The following is a 657-nucleotide window of genomic DNA, read 5'->3' as shown; positions in this document are numbered from 1 at the left end:
AGCAAACGTCTGGGTGTAAAACGTTTTGGTGGTGAATCTGTTCTTGCAGGTAACATCATCGTTCGTCAACGCGGTACTCAGTTCCACGCTGGTAACAACGTTGGCCTAGGTAAAGACCACACTCTATTCGCTCTAACTGACGGTAAAGTTAAGTTCGAAGTGAAAGGTCCTAAAAACCGTAAATTCGTAAGCATCGAAGCTGAGTAATTTAGGTTTCTAGCTGAATCGAAAAACCCTCGACGTAGTGGGTGGGTTTTTTATTGCAGTCGACATATTCAAAACACCCTCTCATGGTGTCTTCAATCTGTCATCTGCTAAAATGTAGTGATATTGATTTACGGGCGAAAGTAGCCGGAGTAAGAAATGAAATTCGTTGATGAAGCGGTAATTAAAGTTCAAAGCTGGCGTACGGCGGAAACGGTGTTGTAAGTTTCTGGCGTGAAAAATTCGTGACCAAAGGTGGCCCAGATGGCGGCGACGGTGGTGACGGTGGTGATGTATACATCCAAGCTGACGAAAACTTAAATACGCTGATTGTACTACCGTTTTCAACGCTTCTATGAATGCGGAGCGTGGCCAAAATGGTAGTGGTTGGTAATTGTTACCGGTAAACGTGGTAAAGACATTACTTTACGCGTGCCAGTTGGTACACGTGCA

The 657-nt window shown here is 44.6% G+C and carries 1 protein-coding gene and 1 pseudogene; both read left to right on the top strand.

Features of this window, described 5'->3' with window-relative positions; all coding sequences use genetic code 11:
• A partial coding sequence (gene rpmA / locus CIK04_RS24850) for a 50S ribosomal protein L27 (RefSeq protein WP_128824691.1) occupies positions 1-207 on the top strand: 207 nt, incomplete at its 5' end.
• 156 nt (positions 208-363) lie between these two features.
• A pseudogene (gene obgE, locus CIK04_RS24845) lies at positions 364-657 on the top strand (GTPase ObgE); the annotation flags it as partial.

This window comes from Vibrio sp. 03_296, assembly GCF_002265885.1.
Note: the sequence above shows the minus strand (reverse complement) of the source record. Positions and strands in the feature narration are given on the sequence as shown.